The sequence below is a fragment of the Marinococcus sp. LNSP9103-4 genome, assembly GCF_056034345.1.
The window spans coordinates 25,412-46,932 of sequence record NZ_JBQLIA010000021.1 but is presented as its reverse complement, the minus strand read 5'-3'; the positions used below and the strand labels follow the sequence as shown (position 1 = coordinate 46,932).

The 21,521-nt window shown below is 48.1% G+C and carries 21 protein-coding genes; 11 read left to right on the top strand and 10 right to left on the bottom strand.

What is annotated here, in order from left to right:
- Window positions 1-42 precede the first annotated feature (42 nt).
- The 3 genes from gatC to gatB are packed head-to-tail and all read left to right on the top strand — an operon-like array spanning window position 43 to window position 3,261.
- Entirely contained in the window at window positions 43-333 is a 291-nt protein-coding gene (gatC, locus tag ACTRXG_RS13320; protein WP_091615876.1) for an Asp-tRNA(Asn)/Glu-tRNA(Gln) amidotransferase subunit GatC, read from the top strand.
- A 17-nt stretch (window positions 334-350) separates the two neighbouring features.
- On the top strand, window positions 351-1,808 hold the full coding sequence (gene gatA / locus ACTRXG_RS13315; RefSeq protein WP_474281751.1) for an Asp-tRNA(Asn)/Glu-tRNA(Gln) amidotransferase subunit GatA: 1,458 nt from the start codon (window positions 351-353) through the stop codon (window positions 1,806-1,808).
- A 16-nt stretch (window positions 1,809-1,824) separates the two neighbouring features.
- The gene (gene gatB, locus ACTRXG_RS13310) at window positions 1,825-3,261 is read left to right on the top strand and encodes an Asp-tRNA(Asn)/Glu-tRNA(Gln) amidotransferase subunit GatB (RefSeq protein WP_474285398.1); all 1,437 of its coding nucleotides are present in this window, start codon (window positions 1,825-1,827) and stop codon (window positions 3,259-3,261) included.
- An 18-nt stretch (window positions 3,262-3,279) separates the two neighbouring features.
- Here gatB and ACTRXG_RS13305 read toward each other — a convergent pair whose 3' ends face one another.
- Together ACTRXG_RS13305 and ACTRXG_RS13300 are read right to left on the bottom strand one after the other, a co-directional pair.
- Entirely contained in the window at window positions 3,280-3,867 is a 588-nt protein-coding gene (locus tag ACTRXG_RS13305) for a GNAT family N-acetyltransferase (RefSeq protein WP_474262451.1), read from the bottom strand.
- 73 nt (window positions 3,868-3,940) lie between these two features.
- The gene (locus ACTRXG_RS13300; RefSeq protein WP_474285397.1) at window positions 3,941-4,252 is read right to left on the bottom strand and encodes a hypothetical protein; all 312 of its coding nucleotides are present in this window, start codon (window positions 4,250-4,252) and stop codon (window positions 3,941-3,943) included.
- Window positions 4,253-4,692: 440 nt separating this feature from the next.
- On the opposite strand from ACTRXG_RS13300, the gene ACTRXG_RS13295 reads away from it, so the two are divergent.
- Window positions 4,693-5,628 carry a tetratricopeptide repeat protein gene (locus ACTRXG_RS13295; protein WP_474285396.1) on the top strand — a complete coding sequence of 312 codons (936 nt, stop codon included), beginning with the start codon at window positions 4,693-4,695 and terminating at the stop codon, window positions 5,626-5,628.
- 116 nt (window positions 5,629-5,744) lie between these two features.
- Window positions 5,745-6,632 carry a diacylglycerol kinase gene (locus tag ACTRXG_RS13290; protein ID WP_474285395.1) on the top strand — a complete coding sequence of 296 codons (888 nt, stop codon included), beginning with the start codon at window positions 5,745-5,747 and terminating at the stop codon, window positions 6,630-6,632.
- A 27-nt stretch (window positions 6,633-6,659) separates the two neighbouring features.
- Here the strand turns inward: ACTRXG_RS13290 and ACTRXG_RS13285 are convergent, their stop codons facing one another.
- The 4 genes from ACTRXG_RS13285 to ACTRXG_RS13270 form a co-directional block, all read right to left on the bottom strand.
- Window positions 6,660-7,232, bottom strand: coding sequence for a GNAT family N-acetyltransferase (locus ACTRXG_RS13285; protein ID WP_474262447.1), 573 nt, complete (start codon window positions 7,230-7,232; stop codon window positions 6,660-6,662).
- Window positions 7,233-7,375: 143 nt separating this feature from the next.
- Entirely contained in the window at window positions 7,376-7,747 is a 372-nt protein-coding gene (locus ACTRXG_RS13280; RefSeq protein WP_474278769.1) for a DUF779 domain-containing protein, read from the bottom strand.
- 32 nt (window positions 7,748-7,779) lie between these two features.
- Window positions 7,780-9,303, bottom strand: a complete 1,524-nt coding sequence (gene exaC / locus ACTRXG_RS13275; protein WP_474262445.1) for an acetaldehyde dehydrogenase ExaC — start codon at window positions 9,301-9,303, stop codon at window positions 7,780-7,782.
- A 132-nt stretch (window positions 9,304-9,435) separates the two neighbouring features.
- Window positions 9,436-10,416 (bottom strand): aldo/keto reductase family protein, encoded by a 981-nt coding sequence (locus tag ACTRXG_RS13270; protein WP_474278767.1) that lies wholly within the window; start codon window positions 10,414-10,416, stop codon window positions 9,436-9,438.
- Window positions 10,417-10,588: 172 nt separating this feature from the next.
- Between ACTRXG_RS13270 and ACTRXG_RS13265 the strand changes: the two genes are divergently transcribed.
- Complete coding sequence (locus ACTRXG_RS13265; protein WP_474262443.1) at window positions 10,589-11,113, top strand: N-acetyltransferase family protein; 525 nt, start codon at window positions 10,589-10,591, stop codon at window positions 11,111-11,113.
- On the opposite strand, the gene ACTRXG_RS13260 is transcribed toward ACTRXG_RS13265, so the two are convergent.
- Together ACTRXG_RS13260 and ACTRXG_RS13255 are read right to left on the bottom strand one after the other, a co-directional pair.
- Window positions 11,101-11,826, bottom strand: coding sequence for a potassium channel family protein (locus tag ACTRXG_RS13260; RefSeq protein ID WP_474285393.1), 726 nt, complete (start codon window positions 11,824-11,826; stop codon window positions 11,101-11,103). The two genes, ACTRXG_RS13265 and ACTRXG_RS13260, sit on opposite strands and share 13 nt — an antisense overlap.
- Before the next feature lie 15 nt (window positions 11,827-11,841).
- Window positions 11,842-12,363: an N-acetyltransferase family protein gene (locus ACTRXG_RS13255; RefSeq protein WP_474285390.1), complete on the bottom strand. Its 522-nt coding sequence runs from the start codon at window positions 12,361-12,363 to the stop codon at window positions 11,842-11,844.
- Window positions 12,364-12,468: 105 nt separating this feature from the next.
- Between ACTRXG_RS13255 and rlmD the strand changes: the two genes are divergently transcribed.
- Window positions 12,469-13,857 (top strand): 23S rRNA (uracil(1939)-C(5))-methyltransferase RlmD, encoded by a 1,389-nt coding sequence (gene rlmD / locus ACTRXG_RS13250; RefSeq protein ID WP_474285389.1) that lies wholly within the window; start codon window positions 12,469-12,471, stop codon window positions 13,855-13,857.
- A gap of 83 nt (window positions 13,858-13,940) precedes the next feature.
- Here rlmD and ACTRXG_RS13245 read toward each other — a convergent pair whose 3' ends face one another.
- Together ACTRXG_RS13245 and ACTRXG_RS13240 are read right to left on the bottom strand one after the other, a co-directional pair.
- The gene (locus ACTRXG_RS13245; protein WP_474285387.1) at window positions 13,941-15,116 is read right to left on the bottom strand and encodes a DUF4317 domain-containing protein; all 1,176 of its coding nucleotides are present in this window, start codon (window positions 15,114-15,116) and stop codon (window positions 13,941-13,943) included.
- A 121-nt stretch (window positions 15,117-15,237) separates the two neighbouring features.
- A complete protein-coding gene (locus ACTRXG_RS13240) occupies window positions 15,238-16,050 on the bottom strand; it encodes a PRC-barrel domain-containing protein (RefSeq protein WP_474262438.1) in 813 nt (270 codons plus the stop codon).
- Between the two features lie 317 nt (window positions 16,051-16,367).
- Here ACTRXG_RS13240 and ACTRXG_RS13235 point away from each other — a divergent pair, with 317 nt between their 5' ends.
- From ACTRXG_RS13235 to ACTRXG_RS13220, 4 genes are read left to right on the top strand one after another with little or no spacing between them, the layout of a single operon-like run.
- Window positions 16,368-17,876 carry a pyridoxal phosphate-dependent decarboxylase family protein gene (locus ACTRXG_RS13235; protein ID WP_474285386.1) on the top strand — a complete coding sequence of 503 codons (1,509 nt, stop codon included), beginning with the start codon at window positions 16,368-16,370 and terminating at the stop codon, window positions 17,874-17,876.
- A complete protein-coding gene (locus ACTRXG_RS13230; protein WP_474285384.1) occupies window positions 17,873-19,630 on the top strand; it encodes an IucA/IucC family protein in 1,758 nt (585 codons plus the stop codon). The genes ACTRXG_RS13235 and ACTRXG_RS13230 overlap by 4 nt, the downstream gene beginning before the upstream one ends.
- On the top strand, window positions 19,611-20,198 hold the full coding sequence (locus tag ACTRXG_RS13225; protein WP_474285382.1) for a GNAT family N-acetyltransferase: 588 nt from the start codon (window positions 19,611-19,613) through the stop codon (window positions 20,196-20,198). The genes ACTRXG_RS13230 and ACTRXG_RS13225 overlap by 20 nt, the downstream gene beginning before the upstream one ends.
- On the top strand, window positions 20,191-21,501 hold the full coding sequence (locus ACTRXG_RS13220) for a lysine N(6)-hydroxylase/L-ornithine N(5)-oxygenase family protein (RefSeq protein WP_474285381.1): 1,311 nt from the start codon (window positions 20,191-20,193) through the stop codon (window positions 21,499-21,501). The genes ACTRXG_RS13225 and ACTRXG_RS13220 overlap by 8 nt, the downstream gene beginning before the upstream one ends.
- Window positions 21,502-21,521: the final 20 nt, after the last annotated feature.

The following is a 21,521-nucleotide window of genomic DNA, read 5'->3' as shown; positions in this document are numbered from 1 at the left end:
CCAACAGAAGAACGATAGAAGCATTCAAAGGAGGAAAAACTGATGGCTCATATTTCAAAAGAAGATGTGGAGCACGTGGCCCATCTCGCACGACTTTCCGTTTCTGATGAGGATTTGGAAAAACTGACCGAAGAGCTTGATGCGATCATTGGATTTGCTGAACAGCTTGATGAACTCGATACGACTGACGTGGAGCCGACATCCCACGTATTGGATATTCACAACGTACTGCGTGAAGATACCATTCAACCATCGCTTGACCGGGAGGAAGCATTAAAAAATGCGCCGGACCAAAAAGACGGCCAGGTGAAAGTACCATCCGTGCTGGAGTAAAAGAAGGGAGATAACGTATGTCCATTTTGGAAGAAAGTGTAGCATCGTTACATACGAAGATAAAAAACCAGGAAGTAACTGTCACCGAACTGGTGGAAGCTTCATTTGCCCGTATCCGTGAAGTAGATACAGACGTAAAAGCGTTTTTAACGTTAAATGAAGAACGGGCACTCGAGCAGGCTGAAAAGCTCGACAAGCTTATTCAAAACGGTGGCGAGGTGCCGTTTTTGTTTGGCATGCCGGCAGGTATTAAAGACAATATTATCACCGAGGACCTTCGGACCACCTGCGCAAGTCAGCTGCTTGCAAACTTTGATCCGGTTCATAATGCGACCGTGATGGATAAACTCGGAGAAGCAGAAACGGTCACCGTCGGGAAACTGAACATGGACGAATTCGCCATGGGGTCCTCGACGGAAAACTCCGGCGTGCAGGAAACGAGAAACCCGTGGAACACCGATTACGTTCCGGGCGGTTCGAGCGGCGGCTCAGCAGCCTCTGTGGCAGCCGGCGAAGTGCTGTTTTCGTTAGGCTCTGATACAGGAGGATCCATCCGCCAGCCTGCTTCCTATTGCGGAGTTGTCGGCTTGAAGCCTACCTACGGACGCGTATCTCGTTACGGTCTTGTTGCTTTTGCTTCTTCCCTAGATCAGATCGGACCGCTTACCCGTTCGGTTGAAGATAATGCTTACGTACTGCAGCAGATTGCCGGTCATTCGGAAAATGATTCGACCTCCGCAGATGTGCAGGTGCCAAATTATCTGGAGGCACTCGGCAGGGACGTCAAAGGCCTGAAAATTGGCGTGCCGTCCGAATACATCGGGGAAGGGGTGGATGAAGGCGTTAAAGAGCGTGTGCTTGAAGCTTTGAAAGTCCTCGAAGAACAGGGAGCAGTATGGGAGGAAGTCTCCCTTCCGCATTCAAAATACGCAGTCGCTGCGTACTATTTAATTGCTTCTTCAGAGGCTTCAGCCAACCTGGCCCGCTTTGACGGTGTCCGCTACGGCGTTCGCGATGAAAACGCGAAGGACCTGGTGGAAATGTACAAAGAAACCCGCAGCAAAGGCTTCGGCGAAGAAGTGAAGCGCCGGATTATGCTTGGAACCTTTGCTTTGAGCGCCGGTTATTATGATGCGTACTACAAGAAGGCCCAGCAGGTACGTACACTCATCCGACGGGACTTCGAAAAAGTATTTGCCGACTATGATGTTATCGTCGGGCCGACAGCTCCGACAACTGCATTTAAACTCGGGGAGCAGCTTGATGATCCGCTCACGATGTACGCCAACGACATTCTAACCATTCCGGTAAACCTGGCTGGTATTCCGGCGATTTCTGTGCCGTGCGGCTTCTCGGACAATATGCCGGTTGGCCTGCAGATTATAGCCAAGCCGTTTGCTGAAGAAACGATCTATACAGTTGCCCACGCCTTTGAACAGGCAACTGAACACCATAAAGCCAGACCGGAATTATAGGGGAGGAACCAGGACCATGAACTTTGAAACAATCATTGGACTCGAAGTCCATGCAGAGTTAAAAACAAATACAAAGATTTTCTGCAACTGCTCAACCGAATTTGGTGCTCCTCCGAATACGCATACGTGCCCGGTCTGCCTGGGCCATCCGGGGGTGCTGCCGGTTTTGAATGAGCAGGCGGTCAACTATGCCATGAAAGCAGCGCTTGCATTAAATTGCGATATCGCCGGGGAAACGAAATTCGACCGTAAAAACTACTTTTATCCCGACAATCCGAAAGCTTATCAAATTTCCCAGTTTGACCAGCCAATCGGAGAAAACGGGTGGATTGACATTGAAACAGAAGAAAACGGACCGAAGCGTATCGGTATTACCCGTATTCACATGGAAGAAGATGCCGGAAAGCTCACGCACGACGAAGACGGCGGCCACTCTCTGGTTGACTTTAACCGTGTTGGCACACCTCTGATTGAAATTGTGTCAGAGCCGGATATTACGACGCCGGAGGAAGGCTACGCTTATTTGGAAAAATTAAAAGCGATTCTGCAGTATACCGACGTTTCCGACTGCAAAATGGAAGAAGGATCGCTCCGTTGTGATGCGAACATTTCCATCCGTCCGGCAGGGCAGGAGGAATTTGGCACGAAAACTGAGCTGAAGAACCTGAACTCATTTACGAATGTGCAAAAAGGACTGGCATTTGAAGAAGAACGTCAGGAAAAAGAACTGCTTTCTGGCGGGGAAGTACTGCAGGAAACGCGCAGGTGGGATGACGCGAAAAAAGAAACAATTCTGATGCGTATCAAAGAAGGCTCGGATGATTACCGTTACTTCCCGGAACCGGATCTGGTCACGTACTATATCGACGAAGACTGGAAATCACGAATCATGTCATCAATTCCTGAACTTCCCGACGCACGGAAGAAGCGTTATATCGAGGACTTCGGTCTTTCCGAATACGATGCATCAGTATTGGTGCAGTCCAAGGCCATCGCAGACTTTTTCCAGGAAACTGTTGATGCCGGAGCGGACAGCAAGCTTACAGCCAACTGGCTGATGGGCGAGATAAGCGGGTATCTAAACAACAACGATATGGATATCGACGAGACGGCTCTCACGCCGGAGTCGCTTGCCAAGCTGATTGAACTCATTGAAAAAGGCACCATTTCAAGCAAAATTGCCAAGCAGGTTTTTGCAGATGTAATGGAGCAGGGCGGCGATCCGGAACAGATCGTAAAAGATAAAGGGCTTATGCAGATCTCTGATGAAGGAGAGCTGAAGCAGGTAGTTGACGGCATATTGGATAACAATCCGCAGTCGATTGAAGACTACAAAAATGGAAAAGACAAAGCGCTCGGCTTCTTAGTCGGCCAGGTGATGAAGGAAACGAAAGGGAAAGCCAATCCGCAGATGGTAAACTCTTTAATTCTTGAAGGCATGGAACAGCGCTAAACAGAAAACCCCGCAGATTTAAACCTGCGGGGTTTTTGTATGCTCCATTCCGGGCCCGAGAATAGCTGGAAGCCAGAAGCGCGAACGCATCGTATAGACAACGTGATCGACATAATGGTCGTACAGCCATTCGGCATTGCGCACATATTTATATTTTTCAAAGCCGAGCCGCTCCGGAATTGAACGACTGGGACGGTTATTTGGAGCGACACAAATATCCACACGCCGGAGATGAATATCCCGAAAGGCATAATCAGTCAATGTCTGTACCGCCCGGGTCATAATGCCTCTTCCCTGAAAGGGGGCGGCGAGCCAGTAGCCAATGACAGTGCGCCGGGTGAGCCGGTACACGTGGTTGAAGCTGATCGCCCCGGCGAGCCTGCCTTCGTACCAGATACCAAACGTGTAGGAGGTGCCGCGGCGGGCAAGTTTAGCCCGGTGTTCAAAAAAACGGAGTACATCGCGCAGCTCACGTGTTTTATCCACCCAGGGCAGCCAATGGCGCAGGTATGAACGATTATCATCCACCAGCTGCAGATAATCGGCAGCGTCCTTATCTTTAAACGGACGAAGGTATATTTGGGAATCCACGGTAAACTCAGCCATTTTTTATCCCCTCCGTAAACTATAGGTGGAGAGTATTTTCCCGATATTTTGCCGAATATAACCCATTTTCTGTTCACGCAGAAAGCCTGGCCCATTCGTACAGCCGCCAGCGCATATACACAAACTGATTCGGAGAAACGTGCTGAAACGTATCAATTAAAAGACCATAACAAACAGGCTCTTCCTCGAGTGCTTCCTTAAGGGTGGCGGGGTGTTTGTGCCAGAGTGTACCCATCATTTCAATATAAGGGAGACGGGCACCAATAAGGGCGACTTGTTCAAACACCTGATCGCGGAGCTGGCAGAGCTCGGCTGGATCATCTGCATGATCCAGCTGGTACAAAAATTGATCTACAAAGTAAGCAATATGTTGATCCGGATGCATGGCCGCTCCTCCAATGCCGATAAATGGTCAGTTAATAAGTAAAAAAAGAATCCCCTGCCAGCTAAACTGCAAGGGATACAAAAAATATAACAGGGGTAAGCTTGGTTAATGGTGTGAAACGTGTGTCGAGGGTGACGGTTTACAATTATTTAAAAATAATTACATTATTCCCGGCAAGTTAACTAGTAACTGGAAATCGCCAGCAGCACCAGCCGTTGTTACTAACCCTATAGCTACAGTCAATTTAATTAAATTAGCTTTCACTGAAAACAACCCTCCTACAAGAAACTCTGTAATTATTTTCTATATGCATTATGACATATACGAATATAAATATCTTTGGGCTTCTAATGCATTCATTGCCCAATAATTAGGGCAAAGCTCTAGAATTGTGGTAAAATCTAAAGTGATTAGAACTATAGTTCTTAAAAGGTGGTTGTATGGAAGATTCAAATGTTGGGAAAAAATTAAAAGATTTAAGACAGTACTACGAAGTAAGTCAAAGAGAACTGGCTGAAAATATTTGTTCTCAAAGAGCTGTTTCCAAAATTGAGCGGGGGGAAATGCAGCCGACCGCAGATATCCTCCATCAAATGGCAATAAAATTAGGAGTGAAGATCAACTATTTTTTTGAAGATCACGAAGCTCCCCGATTTAACTATATACAGGAAACTAAGGATAAAATTGATAAACTGGTACGTATATATGAATTAGAAGAAGCAATGAAAATCATTAGACAGGAATTAAAAAATCCACTATTTCGAAAGCCTGTCCATCTTAAGTTTTTGTTATGGAAAAGAGCTGCCTGTCACTCTAAATTAACACTTGAAAAAGAAGAATCTCTGGAATTATTACAGTTAGCCCTGGATGTGGATACAGGTTCTTTAAGCATCACAGAAGAAGATATTGGTATATATATAAATATTGGTACAGTATATATGGATATGAACGAGTATAAAGACGCCATTTATTATTTTAATGAGGCTCTTGCTCTTTATACAAAACTTCCCGTAGCGCAATGGGATACTTCCAAAACAAAAATTTATATGAATTTGTGCATTGTATACTCCAAAGCCATGCAGTTTGAAAAAAGCCTGAAGGTCGCAAATGAAGGGGTAAAGTATATATACGACATAGAATCAGTGTATCTGTTAGGTGAACTTTATTACCAAAAGGGTGTAGCTTTATTTTATATGGGCGAATATGCGAACGCTTTACGGTCTATGGAAAAAGCTATGTTTATCTTGAAAGATAAAGGGCAAAAGATGTTTTATGATTTTATAGAAGAAAATTACCTGCGATTTCAAAGGGCTACCTTTGCGCAATATTCCAAGTTTAAGCCAAAAAATATCGACCCCACAGCCGCTACTGTTTAATGAATTAACAATAGTATACAATTAATTAGTAATGCATGTAACAATGACGGACAAAGATAGTTCTTTTATATATTAGCCAAATGAATTGAAATCTTCGATGTAATAGGGGTTATAATATGCGAAAACGAGCGAGAGTAATCTACAATCCAACGTCTGGAAGAGAGCAGATGGAGCGGCAGGTGCCTTATATATTAGACCGGATGGAGCAGGCAGGTTACGAAACATCAGCCTTTATGACCCGGGGAGAGGGTGACGCCCGGGATGAGGCACGGCGCGCTTCACAGGATGGGTTCGAAGCCGTAATTGCCGCAGGCGGGGACGGAACGATTTTTGAGGTCATTAATGGAATCGCTGAACAGGAATGGCGCCCCAAAGTAGGACTTATTCCGGCCGGAACGACGAATGATTTTGCCCGGGCCCTTGGACTGCAGGGAAAAGAAATCAAAGAGGTCTGCGACGTATTTGTGCGCGGGCGCACCCAGGGCATTGATGTAGGAAAGGCGAATGGCTCGTACTTTATTAATATTGCTGCGGGGGGGAAGCTGACGGAGCTCACCTATGACACTCCGAAGGGGCTGAAAACGGCGCTGGGGCAGGCCGCCTATTTCATTAAAGGATTTGAGAAATTCTGGTCTCTGCACCCGCAGATGACGACTGTTGAATACGATGGAAAGCTTCTCGAGGAAGAAATTACAATGTTTCTCGTATCCAACACTAACTCCGTCGGTGGTTTTGAAAAACTTCTACCACAGGCAGAATACAACGACGGTTATTTTGATGTGCTTATCGTACAGAAAATGACGATGTTTGAATTCAGCCAGCTGCTGCGCCAGGCTCTGCGCGGGAGGCATCTGGAAAATCCCAAAATTAAATATTTTAAAGCAAAACAGCTTCGTATTGAGGCAAAAGAAGACATGCAGCTGAATCTTGACGGGGAATACGGCGGCCATCTGCCGGCGACGTTTGAAAATTTGTACCAGCATATCGAACTGTTCTGCCCATAAAAAACAGCCGCATTGCCGGCTGTTTTTTTAATAGCTTTTCCATTCTGTTTTTAAAATAGCGTAAATCATCACATCCCGCCGTACCCCCTGAATCAACAGTGAGCGGCGCAGTGTGCCTTCATGCACCATGCCAACCTTTTCCATCACCTTGGCAGAGGCTGTATTTTCGGTGAAACACCGGGCTTCAATCCGATGCAGGCCCATATCTTCAAAGCCGAAGCGGATAATTTCCCGTGCCGCTTCCGATCCGAACCCCTGATTCCAATGATCCGGGGCGAGCGTGTAGCCAATTTCCCCGGCGGCATGGCCCCGGTCCCAATGCACAAAATCGATGGTGCCGATTACTTTGCCGGAGTCCTTGCGTTCGATGCCAAATGGCGCCCGGTCGCCGTATTTATAGGAATTCATCGTGATATCCAGAAAATCTTTTGTTTCCCCGCGGCTTCTGTGGGTGTCCCACAAAACGTTGCGGGAGACCAGCGGATTGGAGGCGTATTCGTAAATATCTTCAAGATCTGAATAACGAAGGGCCCGAAGCCGGAGCCTTGACGTTTCCAGGGTGGGGAAGGGTCTGAACGGTGATGTTGATGAATGATGCATAGGCCTTCATCCTTTACTGTAGCGCGCCCTCAAACGGTGCTTATTTCTTTGTTAATTATAGAATAATAAGAAATACCTAAAATGACAATAGGCACACCGGACAGAAAACAGGCATTCTGCGCAAATGCAGAATGCCTGAATGTTTAAACAGTAGAATTGTGTTCGAGCTCTGTGCGTTCTTCTTCGGAAAATACCCGGGAGCGGGTTAAAAACCGTTTACCCTCCGGTCCTTCTAGAGAAAACATCCCACCCCGGCCGTCGACAACATCAATAATCAGCTGTGTGTGCTTCCAGTATTCAAATTGATCCTTCGACATATAAAACGGTGCCCCGCCGATATCTCCCATATACATATCACTGTTGCCCGTTTTAAAGTCACCTTCCGGGTAGCACATCGGGGCGCTGCCGTCGCAGCAGCCGCCGGATTGGTGAAACATTAACGGACCGTGCCGTTTTGTCAATCTGTTGATTAGTTCAAGGGCAGCGTCAGTAGCGGTTACACGCTCTACTGCCATGAGACATCCTCCTTTTTAATGCTTCCGGCCGCTTAAAAGAATCCTTTCGGCTGTTCGCTGTAGCTGACCAGAAGGTTTTTCGTCTGCTGGTAATGGTCGAGCATCATTTTGTGGTTCTCCCGGCCAATACCTGATTTTTTATAGCCGCCGAACGCAGCATGCGCCGGATAGTCATGGAAGCAGTTCGTCCATACACGGCCAGCCTGGATCGCGCGTCCGAACCGGTATGCGGTGTTCATATCACGCGACCAGACGCCGGCCCCAAGTCCGTACAGCGTATCGTTGGCGATTTCCATCGCTTCTTCCTTCGTTTTAAAGGTAGTCACACTCAGCACAGGTCCGAAGATTTCTTCCTGGAACACGCGCATTTTGTTATGGCCTTTAAATACGGTCGGCTGCACATAATATCCCTGTGAACGGTCTTCATCGTCGACCTGGGCTGCTTCACCGCCGACCAGAACCTCTGCACCCTCCTGTTTCCCAATATCCAGGTAGGAAAGGATTTTATCGAGCTGTTCCTTGGAAGCCTGGGCGCCCATCATCGTGTCGGTGTCGAGCGGATGACCGACGTTGATGGCTTTAACGCGTTCAATAGCCCGTTCAATAAATTTATCGTAAATGGATTCCTGAATGAGAGCACGGGATGGACACGTGCACACTTCCCCCTGGTTCAAGGCGAACATGACGAAGCCTTCGATTGCTTTGTCGAGATAAGAATCGTCCTCGGCCATTACGTCTTCAAAGAAAATATTCGGTGATTTGCCGCCAAGCTCGAGCGTTACCGGAATTATATTTTCCGAAGCGTACTGCATAATCAGTCGTCCGGTCGTCGTTTCCCCGGTGAATGCCACTTTATCAATGCCTTCGTGCTGGGCAAGCGGTTTGCCGGCTTCAACCCCGAAGCCGCTCACTACGTTCAGAACGCCTGGCGGCAGAAGGTCTTCAACGAGCTCAAGCACCTTGTAAATCGACGCTGGTGTCTGTTCAGCCGGTTTGAGAACGATGCAGTTGCCGGCAGCAAGCGCAGGAGCGATCTTCCAGATCCCCATAAGAATCGGGAAATTCCACGGAATAATCTGGCCGACAACGCCGAGCGGCTCATGGAAATGATATGCTACAGTGTCATCGTCGATCTGGCCGATTGTTCCTTCCTGGGCACGAATAACGCCTGCGAAGTAGCGAAGATGATCGATGGCAAGAGGGATATCAGCATTCAGTGTTTCCCTGACAGCTTTGCCGTTTTCCCATGTTTCGGCAACGGCCAGCATTTCAAGGTTTTCTTCCATCCGGTTCGCCATTTTATTTAAAATATTGGAGCGTTCGGTCGTGGACGTTTTGCCCCACGCTTCTTTTGCTTTATTGGCTGCTGCCACTGCCGCATCAACGTCCTCTTTCGTTGAACGGGCAATCTGACAGAAAACGGTACCGGTAACCGGACTGACGTTATCAAAATATTCGCCCTGGGCCGGCGCTCTGTATTCGCCTCCAATAAAGTTATCGTATTTGTTTTTAAAATGTACGAGGCTTTCGGGGGTGTTTGGTGCATCGTATCTCATGCAAAATCCTCCTTCGTTTTAGAGAAAAATTGGAAACGCTTACACAAGTTCATTATAGCACCATTTAAAAATAATGAAAATATAGAAGTTCTGAATATAAAAATAATCCCGCCGGCTCCGGCGGGATAGTGTTTAATGAAGCCTGGAGGTCACATCTTCGATTTCCTGAAGGGTGCTGTCGATTTCATCGAGCAGATTGTCCGGAAGTTCAAGCTCTGCAGCTTTTAAATTTTCTTCGAGCTGTTCGGGACGGCTCGCTCCAACAATGGTAGAGCTTACGCCAGGTTTTCGGAGAATCCAGGCGAGGGCGAGCTGGGAAAGCTTAACGCCGAGCTCGTTACGGGCTAAATTCTCCAGTTTTACGACGTTTTCGAGAATCCGGTCATCCATAAAGCGTTCCATAGCGAAATTAATATCTGAATTGGCAGCACGGCTGTCGGACGGAGGCTGCTCGCCCGGACGGTATTTGCCGGTTAAAATGCCCTGAGCAAGCGGGGAAAAGACGACCTGTCCGAGCCCTTCACGTTCGCTGATCGGAAGGACCTCTTTTTCAATATAGCGTACGAGCATATTGTAGATGGGCTGGTTCGATACCGGCCGGTGAAGATTTCGTTTATCAGCAATATGTGCCGCATCGCTGATCTGGGCACCGGACCATTCGCTGAAGCCGTAGTACAAAATTTTACCCTGGCGCACAAGGTCATCAAGCGCCATCAGCGTTTCCTCCAGCGGGGTATCGGGATCATAGCGGTGGCATTGATACAGATCCATGTAATCCGTACCGAGCCGCTGCAGGCTGGCATCGCACTGCTCCATAATGTGCTTGCGGGAGAGTCCGCGGTCGTTCGGACCGTCTCCCATTGGAAAATACACCTTCGAAGCCAGCACGTAGCTGTCCCGGTTGTAGGAGCTTAAAGCTTTGCCTACGACCTTTTCCGCTTCTCCTTTATTGTAGACGTTCGCCGTGTCAAAGAAATTAATGCCGTTTTCATACGCATGGTGAATAATGTTACCAGCAGTCTGGTCCTCCACGGAGGAGCCGTAGGTAAGCCAGCTGCCAAGGCCTATTTCACTTACTTTTACGCCGGAGTTCCCTAATCGACGGTACTTCATGCGAACACGTCCTTTTCATAAGTATAATTCCCTGCGGCAGAGAGACAGGTTACGTGAAAGGTATTCCTTTGTTCATTAAATTGTAAACAATTTGCAGGCGGACGCTGAAATAAACAAAAGAAAAACAGGTATGTTATTCTAGGAAAAAAAGCAGGATAAGGGGTAGATGCACGTGGACTATTACATAGCGAGAATGCAAAAGGAGCATTGGCCTGAAGTCCGGGACATATACGAAATGGGAATTATGAGTGAGCATGCGACATTTGAAACGGAGGCGCCGTCATGGGAGCTTTGGTCAGCGACGCACGATCTGGCCTGCCGTCTCGTTGCTATCGACACTACAACTGAAAAAGTAATCGGCTGGGCAGCGCTCGCCCCGGTTTCCGGCCGGGAAGTATATGAAGGCGTAGGCGAAACGAGTGTCTATATTCACCAGGATGAACGCGGCCGTGGTGTGGGTGGAACGCTTCTGGAAGCATTAATTGAAAAAGCGGAAGCAGAAGGCTACTGGATGCTGCAGGCCGGCATTTTTCCTGAAAATGACTATAGCCTGCGTATTCACCGGCGTAAAGGCTTCCGAGAGGTAGGTGTACGGGAGCGTATCGGCAAAATGCAGGGACGCTGGCGCGACGTGGTGCTGCTTGAACGCCGCAGCCAGGTGGTGGGCGTGGAAGAGGAAGACAATTACGATGATTGATCTTCCTCTTTTTTGTAGCGTTCCTTCCACTTTTCAAGCGAAGCGATCATATCATCCATCTCTTTTGCTGTAAGCTCCGGATAGCGGTTCAGCGTTTCCTGCACGTGCCGGGCTTCCGGCGGAAGCGTACGGTGATCATGAGAGAAAAAGGCAGCTACAGTACCGGTAACAATGCCGATCAGTCCGATGCCGACGATCATCAGGATGCTTGCAATAATCCGGCCGGCAGTCGTTACCGGATAAAAATCACCGTAGCCGACTGTGGTGGTTGTCACCACCGCCCACCAGAGCGCTTCCTCGTATGTATGAAAGTCCGGTTCAATCCAGCGCATGGAAAGACTGGCCGCAAACAGCAGTACGCCGACAATGATCACTGCCCGGTCCACCTGATATTTGGAGAAAAAGACATCAAGCAGGGAATGCCGGCGGCTGAACAGCACGATCAGACGCAGAATTTTCAGCAGACGGATGAGGCGGGCAGCCCGGAAGATTTCCCCTAGCGGCAAAATGGCGATCAGCTCAAGCGGATTGCTTTTAATGTACTGCCACTTGTTGTCGCTCGCAAAAAAGCGGACGCTGAAATCAATTACAAATAAAACATAAATAAATATATCAAGCGCCCTGGATTGGTCAGGCGGCAGGTCTACCGTCAAGGAAAATATTAAGAGAGCGGCAAGAATCAGCTCATAAATTGCTTCAAATGAAATGCGCAAGGTTGGTGCTCCTTTCTACAGCAGCTTAGCCATCATAATTTCATTGACGTATGTCCCGTGGGCGAAAAGCGAGTCCTGTTTAACGCCTTCAATCTGAAAGCCGAAGCGTTCATAGAGTACACGCGCCCCGGTATTTTCTTCTATTACGGTCAGCTCCAGACGGTGAAGCCCGCGCTTTCCGGCCCATGCTTCGATATGCTCAAGGAGCCGTCTTCCAAGACCCAGGCGGTGATAAGCGGGCAGGATCCCTATAACGACAGAGGCGGTCAGGCAGTTGCGGATGGTGCTGCCGCCGACGCCCATCGCGTGGCCAACCACCACACCTGCATCTTCCGCAATAAAAAGCACAAGATGATCCTTCATGATAAACTCGTTCACCATATGCTGATGCTGCTCGGCTGTTGGCTTTCGCTCTCCTGGCTCCATCAGCATATAAGATGTTTCATTATCGAGCTGCTGACTGAACGCCAGGTGAACGTTCGCATCCGATGGTTCAATCAGACGGATGTCCATATGTATCTCTCCGTTCTTTTTCATTTGCTTATAGTATTCCTATATTATAGCGTGCGAACAGACGGACGCCAAACCACTCCTGTGTTACAATTTTTTTGACAGACTAGAATGAACGGAAGGAACGAAATAATGAGCAAGCAAAATAAGCCGGAAGCCCCGGTAGAAAAAAATGAATTAATAGAGACGACGATCGAGGATTTAACTCACGAAGGTCACGGGGTCGGAAGAATCGACGGGTATGCGCTGTTTATCCCGTATGCCCTGCCCGGTGAGCGTATTCAGGCAAAGATTATTAAAACAAAAAAAGGCTACGGCTTTGGCAAGCTTATTACTGTTCTTGAAGAAAGCAGCGAACGAACGGAAGCGCCGTGCCCGATTTATGTGAAATGCGGAGGCTGCCAGCTGCAGCATATGACCTACGATGCCCAGCTCCGCTATAAGCATAAGCAGGTGAAGAATGCGTTTGAACGGATTGGCGGCCTCGACGAAACAGTGGTCCACGATACGATCGGGATGGAGGATCCGTGGCGCTACCGCAACAAGGCCCAGGTGCCGATTGGGGTAAAAGAGGACGGCCAGTTAAAAGCAGGATTTTACCAAAAGCGGACGCACAACATTATTGACATGGATGAGTGTATCATTCAGCAGAAGGAAAACGACGCTGCCGTCCAGCAGGTGAAAGAGATCGCCGACCGATTTGGCATGAGCGCCTATGATGAAGAAAGCGGACGAGGCTTTCTCCGCCACGTCGTGACGCGTTATGCACCTACCACCAGCCAGCTGATGATTGTCCTCATTACAAACGGTAAAAAAATACCGGAGGAGCAGGCTTTTATCGAAGCTGTGCGTGATGAAGTAAAGGATACCGCAAGCATCGTTCAAAACGTGAATACGAAACGAACCAACGTCATTTTTGGCGACCGGACAAAAACGCTGTGGGGCGAAGACTATATTTACGACCACATTGGCGATGTGAAATTTGCGATTTCCGCGCGCTCCTTTTACCAGGTAAACCCGGTCCAGACAAAAACACTGTATGATAAAGCGCTGGAGTACGCAGATCTGCGCGGTTATGAAACGGTTATTGATGCCTACTGCGGCATCGGAACCATCTCGCTGTTTCTTGCAGAAAAAGCGCGTGAAGTGTACGGCGTGGAGGTAGTTCCTCAGGCCGTGAGTGACGCTAAGCGAAACGCCCAGCTGAATCATTTTGATAACGTAACCTTTGCGACAGGAAAAGCAGAGGAAGTGATGCCGTGGTGGGTGAAAGCAAACGGGCTGCGCCCGGACGTCGTTGTTGTGGATCCGCCGCGGAAGGGCTGTGACGAACAGCTGCTTGATACGATGCTCGAGGTAGATCCCGAACGTATCGTATACGTTTCCTGTAACCCGGCGACACTTGCCCGGGATTTAAAACATCTCGTGGAAGGCGGATACGAGGTCGTAGAAGCCCAGCCGGTGGATATGTTCCCGCAGACAACGCATGTGGAAGTGGCCACAAAATTAGTGCGAAAGTAAGAGGGAGTATGCAAAAAAAAGCCGCCGGCCCAGCTGTATATTAAAAAACAAGGAAGGTCCCGCCCGGGGCCTTCCTTGTTTTATTACTGAGTATCTTCGCCAAAAGCCTCCGGCAGCATTTTAAAGCCTTCGATCTCTGCGTCCTCTTCAATCTCAATCATAATACAGCGTTTTCCCTGATAGTTGACCTGTCTTACGTATTCGAGGTCCTGCGGGCTGATCGCAATATTGGCGATTTTCGTGTTGATTTTAATGGATTTGGAATTGTATTTCGGCACGATGCTGCTTGCTTTCAGCTCATAGGTTTCGTTATCGGTCACCCGCTGAAACGCTGTTTTTACTTTGTCGGTCTCCACCTGCTCACCGCTCTGCTGGAGCACCCGTTCGACATCTTTATAGTCGAGCGTCGGCGGGGTATCCTCTTCATTTTCTTCGACGACCCGGTGAATTTCGCCGTAGACGTTCGCAAGTGTGGTGGGGTTCATCTGGTCGCCGACCACGTCTCTTACTATATCCTCAAATACTGTTTTGTTTTCTTTGGCGGTGACGATCTCTTCGCCGTTCAGCACATCCTCGATAAACCGGTAGTCGGGTTCGTTGGGCTTTGAAGCTGCATAGAGTACATGATTGACGTCAGCGGCCCCTTCCGTCATCGCGGGAAACAAAAAGCCGGCCAACGGATGTTTAAGATCAATGACCGGATCGGCCTCGACCTTGTATTTGAATTCCTTCTCAATGTAATCAAACTGCATTTCTTTTTTCGGCTCTTCTGTCTTATTGATGCTGCAGAGAATAAAGGAATTGGAATATACTGCATCGCGGTCGCTCGTTTCTGCTTCCTCATTCCGCTGTTTTGCCGGTTTTAAATAATCGGCACGGATAAAGGTGATTACGGTGTCTTTTTCATACGGGTGGTCTTCAATCATTTTTTCGGTCATGCGAAGCATCTGTTCCTTCCAGTCTTCAACATTACGGCTTAAAAGACCTTTGTGGAGAATGAGCTGGCTGGAATCTTCAACGTCCTGCTGAAATTTCAGCTCGAATAATTTTTCATCCAGCTGCCCGGTGAGAACTTTTTTAAAATTGGCCATAAACAGCTCCTGCTGGTCGCTGTCGAGCATTTCGAACGGCTGACTCTGATGGTGATAAATATCGGTCGTTTCTTTCATTATGTAAACGTTAAAGATGTCGGAAATCGTGAGTAGATCATTGTCTGTTTTTAACTGCCTGCGAAGGTCGGCAATATCTTTTTTATCCATAGGTAGTCCACTCCTGAGCTGTTTGAAGGATTATTAGTTTATTTATTTTAACATATTACAGCGGTTCCGGATTCGGCAGATATAAAAAGCCCGCTGCTTTAAAACAGCGGACAACTTTCATCTATCTATTCGAGGGGCTGCCGAAGTGACGGCGGATTTCTTCACCGTAATCATCGGTTAATGTCATAGATGCTTCGTAATCAGGTGAATTTTCCACCGCTTCGCGGCTCACACTGGTGGTGGCACTTTCGTCCATGGCACTGAACTGATTAAACCATTCCACTGGAACGAGAGAGTGGTCACTTGACAGTGCACCGGCAGTATCAACCTCGATGAACTGAACGCTCCAGTCGTTTGTGTCAAAAACCACGTCAGAGATCGTGCCGATACTTTCACCGCCTGCATCGACATCATAGCCGCGAAGATCCTTCGTACTCTGCAGGTAGTAGTCTTCTTTGTTCCGGGCAGCTTCCATTTCGTTTTCTTCCGCACCGGTAACGGCAGTGTCATGAGCGGGACGTGCATTATTATCGTCATCATCGTTAGGGGCGAACGGGCCGCCTACAGGCATAACCGGTCCGGTTCCGGTACTTCCGGCTGTTGGAATCCAGTAAGGCTCTAAGTTGTAATAATTTAAAACAGAAGCTTCGTAGGAACGGGAAATAGGTTCGTGTTCATCCGGCTTCGGACTGTCTTTAATCTGGTCTTTCGAGGCATTCATCTGAATGGCCTGGCCGGCAAGGTCGAGACGGCTGATCAGCTGGGGGCTGAGCAGAACCTTTCCTCCCACAAACCACGTGCGGGTATCAGCGACGAGAAACCGTACCTTCCATTCGCCTCTGGAATCGAAATAGACGTCGGAAATGGAGCCGATTGCTTCTTCATCGGTGGCTGAGATCCAAAATGCCTGAAAATCTTTTGTGCGTACGAGCAATTGCTGCACCTCCTGATGATAGTTGTTGATACACGGCTTATTACCTCATAGGGGTGTTTTTAAACTAACGACGTGAGCTCTTAAAAGCAGGTGAATATTAAGTCACGATTTGGACGGGAGAAAGGGTAATAGACCTAAACCGTTCAACGGGTCGATACCAACCTTTGTATCAATTCCACAGCAGTTGTTGACTTTGATAATCATTTTCAATTAGTGTGTACATAGTAATTAACAGCTTGAAACAGAGCTTTTATTTTTTCGGATTAATTGATAATGATTTTCATTATCTATAAAAAATAGATCATGGAGGAGACGGTATGCCGGTTGTAAAGGAAGAGTCGCACACCGCATTTGATAATGAATTTCTAACAAACATCGGTGATAAGCAAAGAACGCTCGAAATGTTAACCCAGACTTCTGCCTATATAGCGAATTTTTTTAATGAAAATGAAAGTCCTGTGGCCGCAGAAGAAGAACCGCAGGTAAAACAATTCTTTCACGGCATAGAGCATGAACATACTTTTGACAGTGTGCTTGACGAAGTAATGGAGCATATTATGAAACGCTCCTTAAACATCAGCCATCCTCATGCGATGGCACATCTGCACTGCCCGCCGCTTTTATCCGGGGTGTGTGCAGATTTGATCGTGAGCGCTCTAAATCAATCGATGGATTCCTGGGATCAAAGCCCGGCAGCGACAACAGTAGAGACAGAGGTGGTGAACTGGCTGTGTGAATTGTATCAGCTGCCTCAAACCGCTGCGGGAACATTTACGACTGGAGGGACTCAGTCGAATTTTATGGGGCTGCTGCTTGCAAGAGACCAATACTGCGCCCGGGAGTTGTCACATGATGTGAAAGTCGATGGTCTTCCTTCGGAAGCATCCAGATTCAAGATTTTTTGTTCAGAGGAGGCGCACTTCACCATCAAAAAATCGGCTGTTCAGCTTGGCCTCGGAGAGCGGTCAGTAGTAGGGGTGCCGACAGATGAGCACAAAAAAATGAACGCCGGTAAGCTTGAAGCCTTCATTCAGGAGGCAAGGGAGTCCGGTGACCATCCCATTGCCGTAGTGGCTACGGCCGGCACTACTGATTTTGGAAGCATTGACCCGCTCCAGGAGATTCGACGTACAGCAGACAAAGAAAATTTATGGATGCATGTGGACGCCGCCTTCGGCGGAGCTTTGGCGCTCAGCAGCAATCAGGCTGTAAAGCTCGACGGGGTGCATAAAGCAGATTCCCTGGCGGTGGATTTTCACAAATTATTCTATCAGCCAGTCAGCTGCGGGGCTTTTTTGGTTAGGAGCCAGGACACTTTTCGTTTTATCAGACACAGGGCGGATTATTTGAACCCAGAAGACGACAGCGAGGAGGGCTTTACTAACCTCGTGGACTATTCAATGCAGACGACCCGGCGCTTTGATGCACTTAAAATATTGATGACGCTGCGGACCCTGGGCACGGAAAAATGGGCGGAAATGATCGGGAAGGGCTTAAGACAGGCGGGGCGTCTCGCGGAAAAAATTAACGATGAGCCGAACCTGTATCTGGTAATGAAACCAGAAATGAATGCAGTAGTGTTTAAATACTGTACAGAAAGCTCCTTTGAAGAAAGGGAAGAAGACGAGGTCAATAAAGAAATTCAGCAGCGGTTGTATGCTTCAGGTGAAGCAGTCATTGCCAAAACGAAAGTAGATGGCAGGCAGTTTTTAAAGTGCACGCTGATCAATCCTTTAACGGAAGAGGAGGATATTGATCACGTGATTCAGGCCGTGATTGAAATGGGCCGGGAAATTGAAGTCATACGAAAGGGGCAGAAGAAGTGAATACTAAACAAACAGCAGCAGAGGCTTCGATGCAGAGCCTTCTTAATTGTTATTTGCGCGAGACCGGAAGCGGTGCCTGGGGAGAGAAGGAATGCCGTGTGGAGCTTTCTCATCAGGAGATAGAGCTGATACTCCCGGTTAAATACCGGTCCCTGACACATCGTCATCTTTTCCGTTTTCCACTTTATTATAGAACCAACGAAAGCAGTTCTCTAGTTGAACTGGATGTGCTGACCACCGGGGCTTTGCTTTTGAAGGAACTTTCGCTTGCATACGCTAATAAGGGAGGGCAGGAAGAAATGATGCAGCGCGTACTGCAAAGCTTTGAACTCATAGAGCTGTTTTTAGAAGCACGCAGGGAGGATAAAGGAGAAGTTATCTCCCGCTATATTGATTCAGAGCAGAGCCTTTTACTCGGGCACCTGCTGCACCCGACCCCTAAAAGCCGGCAGGGTATGGAACGTAAGGAGGAAACTGAACTGTATTCCCCGGAAACAAAAGGACGTTTTCAGCTACATTTTTTCCGGGCTCCGTCAGCACAGGTAGAGGAAGCCTCGATGGAAGAAGAAAAAGCGGCAGATATCGTAAAAAAAGATCTTCAAAATGCCCCGGAGACAGAGGAATTATTTAAAAAACACTACTGCCGTCTGGATGATGGATATGCCCTGCTGCCGGTACATCCGCTTCAGGCAGAAGCTATGCTCCGAGAGGAGTCGATTCAACGGAAAATGGAACACGGAGAATTAGATTATCTTGGCCCGGCAGGCCGAAGCTTCACAGCGACTTCCTCGATCCGGACCCTCTATCACGAGCAGTCACCGTATATGTTTAAGGTTTCAATTCCGGTGAAGGTTACTAATTCACTGCGTGCGAATCAAAAAAAAGAACTGGCGCGCGGTATAGAAGTGGAAAAGCTGATGAAGAGCCGGATTGGAAAAGATGCAGCACAGTTTTTCCCGGAGTTTGAAATTATACGTGATCCAGCATATATCACACTTAAAGGTGAAGAAGAAACAGGCCTGGAAACGATTATCCGGCGCAATCCGTTTCAGGAAAATATGGATGACCAGGTGTCACTGGCCGCAGGGCTTGTCCACGATGCATACGGGGAAGGCAGTATGCTCAGCAACATGATTCGAGGTCTTGCCCGGGCGGAAAACCGGAGCACTGCCGAAGTAAGCAGGGACTGGTTCCGGCGGTACTTATCAATATCCCTGCATCCTATGCTCTGGCTGTATATGACTCACGGCATTGCGCTTGAAGCCCACCAGCAGAATTCTGTCGTTCGTTTTACCGGCGGCTATCCGAAAGTGTTTTATTACCGGGACAATCAGGGCTACTATTTTGCCCACTCAAAGGAAGCGCACTTGAAAAAGTATGTGCCGGAGCTGAATGCTTCAAGCGACACTGTATGCGCAGATGATATTGCAGATGAACGCTTCCGCTATTACTTCTTCATCAACCATTTGTTTGGGCTGATTAACGGCTTCGGAGCTTCAGGCCTGATTGAAGAAGCGGAACTGCTGCAAATACTCCGAGAGGAGCTTGAAGATGCAGAAAAAGCATTCGGCCGTTCCCGCCTGACCCAAAGTCTTCTTGAATACAAAAGCATCCCGTCCAAGGGCAATCTGCTGACCCGCTTTTTCGACATGGACGAATTGGTGGGGTCCCTTGCCGAACAGTCTGTCTATATTCATATTTCAAATCCACTGACTGCAAAGGAGTGCATGCAGCATGAAAACGAGGCAATCTAATTACCATATTTTTAGCCGGGATCCGGGAGAAGAACTGGATGAACGTCTTCAGTTTCGTGAGGTGGATGAACAATCTGATCTGGATCTTCTGCACGGGTGGATGCACGAGGCGCATGTCGTACCATTCTGGCAGCTGAATATAAGTAAAAGCAGCTATCAAGCGCATCTTCGAAAGGCACTGGCGGATAATCATCAATCGCTATATGTCGGGGAGCTTGATGGCCGCCCGATCAGCTACTGGGAGGTGTATTGGGCAGCAGACGACATAATTGGTTCCTATTACGAGGCGGAGCCGGAGGATCAGGGCGTTCACCTTTTAATTGGGCCACCTGAAGAAACAGGTAGGGGACTTGCCTTGCCGCTTTTAGAAGCTATGCTTTCGATGCAGTTTGACCATCCTGGAACAAATCGGGTGATCGCTGAGCCTGATATTACCAACGGCAAAATGATTCATGTGTTTAAAAAAGCGGGATTTGAGCCTGTAAAGCCGGTGGATCTGCCTGACAAACGTGGACTTTTAATGGTCTGCACCCGCGGGACATATGAAGGAGGAGACCGCGATGGCTGAGGAAATATACGATGTATTAGGGGTAGGAATTGGACCGTTTAACCTGGGGATGGCGGCACTTGTGGAAAATGTACCGGAAGTGAAGGGTCTATTTTTGGATGAAAACGATAGATTTGAATGGCACGGCGGTATGCTGCTCGAAGGCACCAGCCTTCAGGTTCCATTTCTTGCGGATTTGGTCACGCTGGCTGATCCAAAGAGTCCTTATTCCTTTTTAAATTACTTGCAGGAAAAGGAAAGATTATATCATTTTTATTTCTATGAGAAATTTCATATTCCGCGCCGCGAATACAATGACTACTGCCGGTGGGCAGCTGAAAAGCTTTCCTCCTGCCGGTTTGGGCAGCGGGTTGTCGAGGTGGAATTTTTGAAGGAGAACGGGCTGTATAAAGTAGAAACAGAAAATACTGGCACAGGGAAAAGTAGGTGCTTCCATTCCCGGCATGTGGTAATGGGTACCGGTACGAAGCCGGCGCTTCCCTCATGGATGGAAAACGGAAGAGATGTTTGCCACTCTGCAGACTACCGTTACCGCCGGAAGGAACTGCTCCAAAAGCAGAGCATCACAGTGGCAGGCTCTGGTCAGAGCGCCGCTGAAGTTTTTCTCGATCTGTTAAAGAAACGGCCGGAATATGGATACAGCCTCCGCTGGTATACGAGGTCATCGGGGTTTTTCCCGATGGAATATTCCAAGCTCGGACTTGAACATTTTTCGCCGGATTATACTAGTTATTTTTACCACCTTGACCCTTACACAAAGGAGCAGCTGCTCGAGAAGCAGGATCTGCTGTATAAAGGGATCAGCGCTGATACGATTGCGGCCGTATATGACGAGCTGTATGAGCAGACAATTGGAGGGGAAAGCCAGGATATAGTTCTTCAGGCAAATACGGAACTTACGAGTATGGGTAGTACGCCGGCTGGCGATATAAAACTGTTTTTGAAGGAGATTAACTACGGCACAGAGTATACAGAAGAAACAGAAGCACTGATCGCTGCGACAGGCTACCAGCCATCCCCTCAGCCATTTCTAAGAGGAATCGAAGCTTATCTGCAGCGTGATGAATACGGGCGGATGCAAATTGATGAAAAGTACCGTGCAGTGCAGGCTGAGCAGAACCGCTATGTTTTTATTCAAAACGGCGAGATGCACACGCATGGTGTTGGAGCGCCGGACCTCGGGCTTGGAGCGCACCGGAACGCGGTTATTATTAATCAAATCGCAAACCGGGAAGTTTACCCCGTCCGGTCTGAAAATGTCTTTCAGCAGTTTAAGAGAAAAACGGCCGGGGCTATCGTATGAAGCTGAGCGCCATAATATTA

Coding starts and splice junctions, on each gene's coding strand:
- gatC (WP_091615876.1), top strand. CDS start 43: ATGGCTCATATTTCAAAAGAAGATGTGGAGCACGTGGCCCATCTCGCA.
- gatA (WP_474281751.1), top strand. CDS start 351: ATGTCCATTTTGGAAGAAAGTGTAGCATCGTTACATACGAAGATAAAA.
- gatB (WP_474285398.1), top strand. CDS start 1,825: ATGAACTTTGAAACAATCATTGGACTCGAAGTCCATGCAGAGTTAAAA.
- ACTRXG_RS13305 (WP_474262451.1), bottom strand. CDS start 3,867: ATGGCTGAGTTTACCGTGGATTCCCAAATATACCTTCGTCCGTTTAAA.
- ACTRXG_RS13300 (WP_474285397.1), bottom strand. CDS start 4,252: ATGCATCCGGATCAACATATTGCTTACTTTGTAGATCAATTTTTGTAC.
- ACTRXG_RS13295 (WP_474285396.1), top strand. CDS start 4,693: ATGGAAGATTCAAATGTTGGGAAAAAATTAAAAGATTTAAGACAGTAC.
- ACTRXG_RS13290 (WP_474285395.1), top strand. CDS start 5,745: ATGCGAAAACGAGCGAGAGTAATCTACAATCCAACGTCTGGAAGAGAG.
- ACTRXG_RS13285 (WP_474262447.1), bottom strand. CDS start 7,232: ATGCATCATTCATCAACATCACCGTTCAGACCCTTCCCCACCCTGGAA.
- ACTRXG_RS13280 (WP_474278769.1), bottom strand. CDS start 7,747: ATGGCAGTAGAGCGTGTAACCGCTACTGACGCTGCCCTTGAACTAATC.
- exaC (WP_474262445.1), bottom strand. CDS start 9,303: ATGAGATACGATGCACCAAACACCCCCGAAAGCCTCGTACATTTTAAA.
- ACTRXG_RS13270 (WP_474278767.1), bottom strand. CDS start 10,416: ATGAAGTACCGTCGATTAGGGAACTCCGGCGTAAAAGTAAGTGAAATA.
- ACTRXG_RS13255 (WP_474285390.1), bottom strand. CDS start 12,363: ATGAAAAAGAACGGAGAGATACATATGGACATCCGTCTGATTGAACCA.
- rlmD (WP_474285389.1), top strand. CDS start 12,469: ATGAGCAAGCAAAATAAGCCGGAAGCCCCGGTAGAAAAAAATGAATTA.
- ACTRXG_RS13245 (WP_474285387.1), bottom strand. CDS start 15,116: ATGGATAAAAAAGATATTGCCGACCTTCGCAGGCAGTTAAAAACAGAC.
- ACTRXG_RS13235 (WP_474285386.1), top strand. CDS start 16,368: ATGCCGGTTGTAAAGGAAGAGTCGCACACCGCATTTGATAATGAATTT.
- ACTRXG_RS13225 (WP_474285382.1), top strand. CDS start 19,611: ATGAAAACGAGGCAATCTAATTACCATATTTTTAGCCGGGATCCGGGA.
- ACTRXG_RS13220 (WP_474285381.1), top strand. CDS start 20,191: ATGGCTGAGGAAATATACGATGTATTAGGGGTAGGAATTGGACCGTTT.